Annotated in this window: 10 protein-coding genes; all 10 read right to left on the bottom strand. The window is 34.2% G+C overall.

The features are described from left to right. The coding region (locus M0R38_12365; GenBank protein ID MCK9482527.1) for a hypothetical protein at positions 1-955 on the bottom strand (955 nt) is incomplete at its 3' end. Continuing rightward, on the bottom strand, positions 955-1245 hold the full coding sequence (locus tag M0R38_12360; protein ID MCK9482526.1) for a hypothetical protein: 291 nt from the start codon (positions 1243-1245) through the stop codon (positions 955-957). The genes M0R38_12365 and M0R38_12360, both read right to left, overlap by 1 nt. Continuing rightward, positions 1229-1687: a hypothetical protein gene (locus M0R38_12355; GenBank protein ID MCK9482525.1), complete on the bottom strand. Its 459-nt coding sequence runs from the start codon at positions 1685-1687 to the stop codon at positions 1229-1231. The genes M0R38_12360 and M0R38_12355 overlap by 17 nt, the downstream gene beginning before the upstream one ends. A gap of 4 nt (positions 1688-1691) precedes the next feature. After that, entirely contained in the window at positions 1692-2201 is a 510-nt protein-coding gene (locus M0R38_12350) for a hypothetical protein (GenBank protein ID MCK9482524.1), read from the bottom strand. 53 nt (positions 2202-2254) lie between these two features. Then, the gene (locus tag M0R38_12345) at positions 2255-3289 is read right to left on the bottom strand and encodes a hypothetical protein (GenBank protein MCK9482523.1); all 1035 of its coding nucleotides are present in this window, start codon (positions 3287-3289) and stop codon (positions 2255-2257) included. A 17-nt stretch (positions 3290-3306) separates the two neighbouring features. Beyond that, complete coding sequence (locus tag M0R38_12340; protein ID MCK9482522.1) at positions 3307-3900, bottom strand: hypothetical protein; 594 nt, start codon at positions 3898-3900, stop codon at positions 3307-3309. A gap of 20 nt (positions 3901-3920) precedes the next feature. After that, on the bottom strand, positions 3921-5159 hold the full coding sequence (locus M0R38_12335; GenBank protein ID MCK9482521.1) for a hypothetical protein: 1239 nt from the start codon (positions 5157-5159) through the stop codon (positions 3921-3923). A gap of 20 nt (positions 5160-5179) precedes the next feature. After that, entirely contained in the window at positions 5180-6637 is a 1458-nt protein-coding gene (locus tag M0R38_12330) for a hypothetical protein (protein MCK9482520.1), read from the bottom strand. Between the two features lie 11 nt (positions 6638-6648). Beyond that, positions 6649-8358: a hypothetical protein gene (locus tag M0R38_12325; GenBank protein ID MCK9482519.1), complete on the bottom strand. Its 1710-nt coding sequence runs from the start codon at positions 8356-8358 to the stop codon at positions 6649-6651. Further along, positions 8358-8670, bottom strand: a 313-nt coding sequence (locus M0R38_12320; protein ID MCK9482518.1) for a hypothetical protein, incomplete at its 5' end; no start/stop codon positions are given. The genes M0R38_12320 and M0R38_12325, both read right to left, overlap by 1 nt.

Here is an 8670-nt window from a genome sequence, read left to right as displayed (position 1 = left end):
CCATAAGTTGTAAAACTTTTTTAGCTTGACTTGTTTCTACAACGGTTATTGAACAACTTGTCTTAAGTTCTTCATTGCCGATAAGGTAAACCTCTATTGTCGCTGTACCTAACTTAACACCAGAAACAGAACTACCAACCATACTAATAAAAGTAGAACCAGTTAATACTGTATATGCAAAACTTGCATCTGAAATTAATTTCCCATCCTTATAAAGAATTGGATTGAAGATAAAGCTTTCGCCAACTTCTAAACTTAAAGTGTCAATTCCTATATCTATTGTACTATCATTTAATTTGCCTGAGTCAGCAATGTTGTTAACAATATCGTCGTCAAAAGAATCAATTAAATCTTCCTCTAATGATAAGTACAAAATACCATTTACACTTACTAAATCTCTTTCAACTACTCTCCATGCTTCACTATTAATAATGAATCTTTGTTCATTTTTAATCAATTGATAAGGTAAAATTATGTTCAATCTTTTATTCAAATTAGGAAAAACTATTTTACCAACGGCAATTTTAAAGTTGTTTTCAACTTTAGTGCCCATAGTACTAAACAAATAACAAGGACTTGTTTTCAAAATCCCATACTCATCTATCCAGTTTACAGCATTATTGCATCTAAATGCAAGAAACTTGTTGTAAGCTTCAAAACTTCGTTTTTCTTTTTGAACTATCAACCAATAATCACCATACCAACTAATTAGTGTGCCTGGTCCGGCACTAACAGTAACTGGCAAAAGAAAGTGTTTACTAATCTTATTTTCATCGTCTTTATTATCATGCACAGCGGCGGTATATTGCCGACTATCAATAACGATTGTCTCGGAACTTGCACCATTGAGCAAATAATCTTCAAAATATTTTTTTGAAATATTGAGTAATTGTTCTTTAGATGTCGTTCCCCACAAACGCCCTCTTCTTTTGTAAATATCTTCGAAATATGTCATTATTCTTCATCAATTAACAAACTGTTTGTTAATCCGATGCATTCAAAAATAGTTTTTCTAAAATAATAATAGTTAAGATAGCGTAGGGAACCAATCTTAGCTCTCAATTTCCAATAATTTATGCTAGCTAATTCATCTTCTAAACCCATGAATTCAACATAAATAGAATCTAAGTATTCTTCCCACTTACCCTTGTTCTCTCTCTCACAAAGTAATCCGTAAAGATTACCAGATAGCTTATTCTTATAAGCATTAAAATATTCTTTTGAGTCATTATGCATCTGGCTCACCTCCTGCGAGGTTTCTAAAAGAGAAAGGACTTCCGTTTCTAGATCTATCGTAAGTGTCAAAAACTCTTCTTACCTCTTTTTCTGTAAATTCAAGGCTTTTTAGCAATTTGTCTAAGTGGTTCGCTTGCGAAGACAATTCAAAATCTTTGGTTGAATATTGTTGTTTAATAACTCTCCAAGTATTAACTTGACGTCTTAACCAATGTAACTTCATCAAAGTAGCCAAAACCTGAATTTCGGCATTTGTTAGCACATTAGTAAAACTGGCTGTTAAAGGATCAAATTCAATCACTATTCTGGGAAACCTAAAGTCAAAAACAGCCATCTTCAATATTTCAAATAAATCTGCTTCTACAACCTCTGTTTCTTCTTCCCTTATCCAATCATCTTCTTCTATTCTAGCTAAAAACGAACCGTAAACATCTGAATAGGGAGTTGCCATGTTATTAGCCCTCCTTTCCGGTTGTTAACTCATCTCTTATATCTCTTTGAATTTTCTCTACATCAACATGGAAAACTTTTCTAATGTAATCGCTCTTTTCTACACTTAATTGTTTTTTGTCGTTGTTAACGGCAACTTCAATTAAAATTTCTTTAGAACCATCGGCCATTTTTTCAATTTTCTTTTTAAAAGCTTCGTAGCTTTCAATGTAAAGCAAAGTTTCAATTTGAGACCTATCTAAAATTAATTGATTTTGTTTCTCCAATTCTGGATCAGCGTCTTCAAAACCTAGCTTAATGCGGCACTCCCTATCTTCAATAATTAAGTATCCTCTTTCAAATAAACGTCTTGCGTCTGCATCAAAAGAAACTTTTTCTAACTCTTCATAAGGAACACGTTGACGTGTTTCAACACCTTTTTTTCCAGTGTCTTTCCACATTCTAGATCTGTTTTCGCCAGGTATAATATACCCAACATTACCTGTAATTAATTTTTTAACGATATAACTCTCCATAAATCCTCCTTTTATTCCAGAATAGGGGGAGAATAAATCTCCCCCTTATTCAATTATGCCAATAAGGCAGTATTTTGATAAATTCCCCAGTTATTAGTAAACATTATAGCAGTACCAAATTTCTTGTATACGTGCATTTCCATTGAAAAGTCTCCAGCTGCTTGTCCAAGATCATTAATAAGAGTGTCACCCTCAAAAACAACTTTAACAATTTTTTGTCCACTTGTTGGAAGAATGAATGCAAATTCAGGGTTAATTTGTAATGTAGTATTAGTTTCATCTTCATAAGCATTAGGTATTTCCAAAATAGGTGCGCCATAGAACATAGCGAGTCTACCAAGTCTACGAAGATCATCAATATCAGCAGGTGAAACACTTGGGTTTTGTCCTGTTGAATAAACTACAGCCTCATCCATAGCATTAATGAATTGAGCTGTTGCGAAAATAACTGCTCCGTCACCATAGGTACGGATAGTATTTACAAGGTTTCTCATTTGTGCAGCTACGAAAGATCCAGTTGAATACTTAGTATTTGCTGGACGTCCAGATGCATTATATGAAGCTTGAAGTTCAAGAGCAACTTCTTTATAAACGTCAGCTTCAAGTCCGTCTAAAATAATTTGAACAAGCTCAGACCAATCTTCAACGCCATCAAGATATCTTTCAAAGTCTATACGAGCTCCACCACCAATTGCATGAGTGTAAACTTCAAAGTTTTCACTATCAAGTCTAAAAGTCTCATAAATACCAGCAGGCGAAACACGACCAATAAATTGTTTTGCACGAGTACGTCCAAGTTTCTTTTTGAATATTTGTTTTTGCCCTTGAGCAAGATTTACAATTTCCGCGAATTGTCCCATTGTTGCTTCTACTCTTTCAGGAAGAATAGCATCAACAGTAGTTGCGATTAATTCATAAACATCATATTTATGTTTTTGGAAACTATAGTAATCTTTTACAAGTCTTTTGATTTCATCTTTAAGACTTGATTCTACGTCTTTCGCTGAATAAGTTTCAGAGTTCGCTACGTAGCCTTTGCCTTGAGCAGCAAATTTTGCTAACTCAAAAATTTCTTTATTAAAAGCCATTTCAGTTACCTCCTCCCTTATTGTGCCTTAATAACTACAAGTTTTACACCAACGTCACCGTTAGGAACTGTAGTATTTTTGATTGCTTGCAAAGCAACAGCTTCGTTACCAACAAGTGAAGCTACCAATTCAATTGCTCCAGTTGAGCTAGGTACACCATAAACAGGAGTAGTAGCGCAATTATCGAGTGCGGCAAGAACCTCAGCATCATTAGCAAAAGCGGCAGTATTGTATGATAAGCAGTTTGTAGTGAATTTTTCTCCAACACTTAGAAGTCCAAGTCTTGGATAGAAGCCTTGTGCTCTCAATTGATAATCATTTGTTGACTCAGCAGTCAACTTAAATTGATTCAAACCACTGAGGTTTGGATCGTATTCTTTTTCTGGTGAGAAATGCAAACCAAGAACTCTTGTTTCTGCAGCGTTAGTAGGTCTTACAACTTCTCCAACTGCATAGTCAATAGCCAAGATCATTCCATTTTCAGCAGGAGTTGCTGCGTTAAATCCACTATTAAGCGCAACATCTGCAACTACTCTACCAGTGATAGGAAATGAAACTCTATTAAGTTCAAGAGAAGCATAACCATCAATAGTTAATCTTTCAACAGACATTATTAAATCCTCCTAATAAATTAGTCTTTTCTGTTTTTTCTTAAAATACTTACTATCCCCTCTTCTTTTATTTTGCCAGGGACAGAGACAAAATTAGTTTTTTCTGGACTTATTGTTTCAACAGTTTCGCCTAACACCTTGTTAGCTAAAACTACGGATAATTTTGTCCTCAACTCTTCTGTAGAATAATTAGCAAGAGACTCAACAAAAGGTGAAATTTCTTCCTCAGATAATCTTTTCTTAAAAGAATCAACCACTTCCATTTTTTCTCTATCTATCGCGGCATCCTTGTAAACTGTGAGATTTGCGACTTCACTCTCAAGGTCGGCAACTTTTTGCTTTAATTCTTCATTTTCTTGTTGTAAAGCATAATAAGTCTCAATTGATATTAAGTTAGTAGCAACTTCATTAATAATTGTTGTGCTTCCATCTTCATTGTTAATTACTTCAGAATGCTCTTCAACAACAGAAACAGTGTCTGCTACAAGAGAAGAAACCGTATTAATTTCTTCTTCATCTGCAACAAATTCTTCTACTGCAATTTCTTCTACTACCTCTTCTTGAATAGTGTTTTCTTCTGTTACAATAACCTCTTCGGTATTAGTAACTGTAGCAATAGTTGCTTCATCAACAACCACTACTTCAGCATTTAAATTCTCTTCCATTATTTTTCCTCCTAAATTTTTCTCATCAACTATGTCAACTCCTTCAAAAAATAAACGACTATCTTCATCTAAGTTAAAGAAAGCAGAGTTTTCAAAACAAGGGAGAACTGTGTCTCCAAGAGCGCAAAGACCTTTAAATGAACCAGTTTGATAAACGAAATAATAATCTCCACCAATAACTTTCCAATCTCCAGAAATCGTATTTTTATCGAGTTCCATAGATTGACTTTTATTAATTATTTTTGCAGCTTCTGGCCAATAGCCAACCCACAAATAAACATCTGTAGTGAGATAATTTTTTCCACTCTCATCTTCTATCCACTTTAATTCGGAATGAGCCGGAACAAAGCCATATGCTTTCTTATGCCCATTATCCTCATGATCTTCAAAATCTTCTGTTTCAGGATTATAGGATGCAACAATGGGTACATTGAAAATTGTTTTATTTAACTTTTCAGCAAAATCATCAGTTATCCAAGTACCATTTCTATTGCCGCCCTTATAATAAACTTTTGCCGCAACTTTAGAAATAAGTTCATTCACTTTTTCCAATTCGCCAACGAAGTCAATTGAGAAAGTAGTTGGGATTTCCATATTGTGCATATTTCCCTCCTCTACATGCCTTCTTCATTGTCTATTGTTTTTTCTTCTTTTTCATCAATTTCCTTTTTAGGACGTCCATTATCTCCATCATCGCCACTACTAGTGTGTGATGATTGAAGTGGAATCATGATGTCATGAAGTTTTAAAATTTCATTCTCAAATTCAATTAAATCTAAGAATGAGGATTGTTTTAGTCCGGCGGCGATACTAACTAAAATTTTACTATAACCATATTGGGCCGCCTTTAAATAAATGTCCAACATTTCATTTCTATTATAATGAGAAATCGGTAAAAGACTTACCTCAAAATAATATTTATTTTTTTCTGCGTATTTTAGATTGGTTTGATAAGTAAGCCAACTAACATATTGTTCTTCAATGTCAAGAATTAAAGCCATATCATTGGTAATAGACATTTTAACTGCTGTTGCACTGTCTCCAGCAAAAAGCAATTTGGAAACTCCGGCCTCTGTATATACACTTCTTTCTGTTTTTTCTAAATTATCTCTAGCAGATTTTGTCTTATCACTAACCTTTAGCAAATTGAGCTTAGCAAATGTGGTGATAACATCCGTATAAGGATTGTTCTTCAACATATTAACTACGCCACGATGTAGTTCAGTTGCTTCATCAGAAGATAAAATAAAGTTTCCTTCTTTATCTACTGGAATTTCTTGAACTAAAATTTCTTCAAGCTCTTGTTTATCTAAACTCTTTTCTAACGCCCTATACTCTCTCAAGTCGGCGACAGTTGGAATCATAGATATAAAGAAAGGTTTGTATTGATCTTGATAGTAGAAAGCAACTCCAATTTCAGGAGAGACCGTAAACCATTTGAGTTTAACGTCTTTTTTATAAGCATTGTGTGCTTTTTTAAACTCTTTTGGATATTCTTTCAAAGCATTCTCTCTTAAAACTTTATCTGTAATAGTATCAAAATAACTAACGTCAAACTCTAAAACATTAACATTTTGATGTGTCTTAAAACGACTGCGGCAAAATTTTGTCGGCAAGTCTTTTAAAACCATTTCTGTTTCACTTTCTTCTACTAATATACCATAATATGCTCCGTAAACAAGTAGTTTAAAAGTAATTCTCGGAAAATTAAGTTTTGGGTCTAATACAGTATCAGCAAAAAAAGTTGCTTTCCTATAATTCTCCAAATACTTTTTCTGATTTAATGATTTTGAAGTAATTTTTTTAGGTGTGATAAAAACATCGTTAGTAAGAAAAGTAGAAAAATATACTAAAATTCTTTGATATAGTCCACTAGTAGCGACATACTTTTCAGAGAGGGCTATTATTTGATCAGCATTTCCCGCTTCAATAATGGATATTATATCTTCAGTAGTTTCAGTAGACACATTCACTCTTTTCATTGAGTTGGCATTGTAAGCATCTCCACTTACACTTATCATTTCTTTTATACTTTTTGCAAAATTAACCATTTTGCTTTTTTCATCATTCATTTAACCTTTTCTCACCTCCTGGGAGTATAGAATATCATTCTCATCGGATTTTTATTATTATTCCTAAGATTTTTAAAGTGCGCCTCTTCTAGCATTTTGAGTCTCCAAACACCGTACTCAAAAGCAGAATACTTATCTTTTCCCATTCGGCTATTGATTCTCTCAAGCGCAATTCCACGATAATCTGTTTTAGCTCTCAAATTACACATTTCGTCAAAAAGACGAGTTGTCATTTCATATGGCATCAGTCTAGCAATTCTTTGCTCTGGCGGCATTTTACTTCCTTTTTTAGTAGCGAGCAATTTCATTTTTGCTTCTTGCTCTCTTATTAAAAAACGAACTTTACCACTCATTAACTCAGAAAAACAAATACTATGTATTTCACTATTCAACGCCGGAGTAAGTTTAATAACGTAAATTAATTTTTGGCAATCTCTCGGTTGTTTGTTGGTGTAATCAGAATCATTGGCTACGCCAATGGGAGGATAATAGTTACCTGCACTATCTATTGTTGGTCTAACCATAAAGTCAAGAAGTCCAACACCTAGTCCAGTACCATCAATAACTATTTCTTTTACTGAAAAATCTTCAACTAATTTTTTTAATGCTGCGGCCTGTTGTTCAAAGTGCATTTTTTCTAAAACTTCCATATACACTAATTTTTTCACAAAACTATTTTCTTTTTTTGTTGCCTTAAACACGCAAATAACAGTTTGCGCTGAAAGACGACCTACGTCTACACTTAATAGGTAAAATCCATCTTTGGTGTTTACAAAATTTTGTGAATATTTTGTCTCGGCATTAATAATTGTCCTATATTTTAACAAACGATTATAATTATACCAAGACTCACTACTTCCTCCAGTATATATTGAAAGGTACTCTCTTGCGAAGTCTCCTTCCTTTACTGTTCCAGAAAGTCTTTGGTCTTGAATATGTTTTTTAGAAACAAGACCATGGAGAATAGGTATTCTAACATCAATGCCCATTATGAAATTATCTTCGGGCATTATTATAGTCTTTATAAGAATCTCAATAAGTTTCTCATAAGCATAACTTGCCTTACTTGTTGCTGAAGTACTATAAATTTGAGCGTGTTGTGGCTCAAACTGATTAATAAGTCCATTAACCATAAATCTATCTTTAGTCATTAAGGGAATAACAATTTGATTTAAATTTTCGGCGTCATGGTCACGAACTTCGTCAACCAATCCCCCATTACGACGGCCTCCACGCTCACTATCAAGGGCGGCAACAACAGTTAACTCACTCCCATTGCGGAACCATAGATGAACGTCTGAACCACTCATGTGATCCCTAATAATTTCTTTTTTAAGTAAAGGAAACTCTCTCCAAAGTTCCTCAATTTTTTCCGCGGCAATACGTATACCTTGTCCTTTACCAGGAGCGCAAATAAATTGTTTTGAATTTGGTTGAAAGATACACCTCAAATAAAGAGCAAGCACAGCAAGAAATGTTTTTGAAGTACCACGACCAGCAGTGATGTATACGTAAGAAAAACGCATACAAGCGCGCAAGTAAACCCTTTGGAAAAAATACAATTCAAAATGACTTGCTTTTGGAGTAATAAGGTCAATGTAGGTATCAGGATAAACAGTAAAATGTGCTAAATAACGTTCCACTAGCTGGCGGGCATTATCTATCTTTTCCTCAGTAAGAAGAAAACCTTTCTCCAAAGCAATATCAAAATCACGCCTCATTAAACATCCATCTCCCCAACTTCGTCATCGTCAAGCACAATCTCCATTTCAATTTCGCCAAATCCTTCAGCCTCATATCTCTCCAATTCATCATCGGACAAATCAAGAGAGCCAGAATCTCCAATGCCCATTGCGGCAAGCTTTTGATCAACAGTTTCTTTTAAATTAGACTCTCCCATAACCAATCTTCTAGTAAATGATTGCATATTTGCTATAGTTTCATCAACAATGTCTTTGGAAGTACCGTCATAGTAAGGATTGCGCCAACCTGTCTTCTCCAAATACGCAACTAACTCTCCAACACTTTCAAAA

The organism is Bacteroidia bacterium (assembly GCA_023228875.1).
Lineage (GTDB): Bacteria > Bacteroidota > Bacteroidia > NS11-12g > UBA955 > JALOAG01.
The sequence above is the reverse complement of the archived record's forward strand: the minus strand, read 5'-3'. Positions and strand labels throughout refer to the sequence as shown.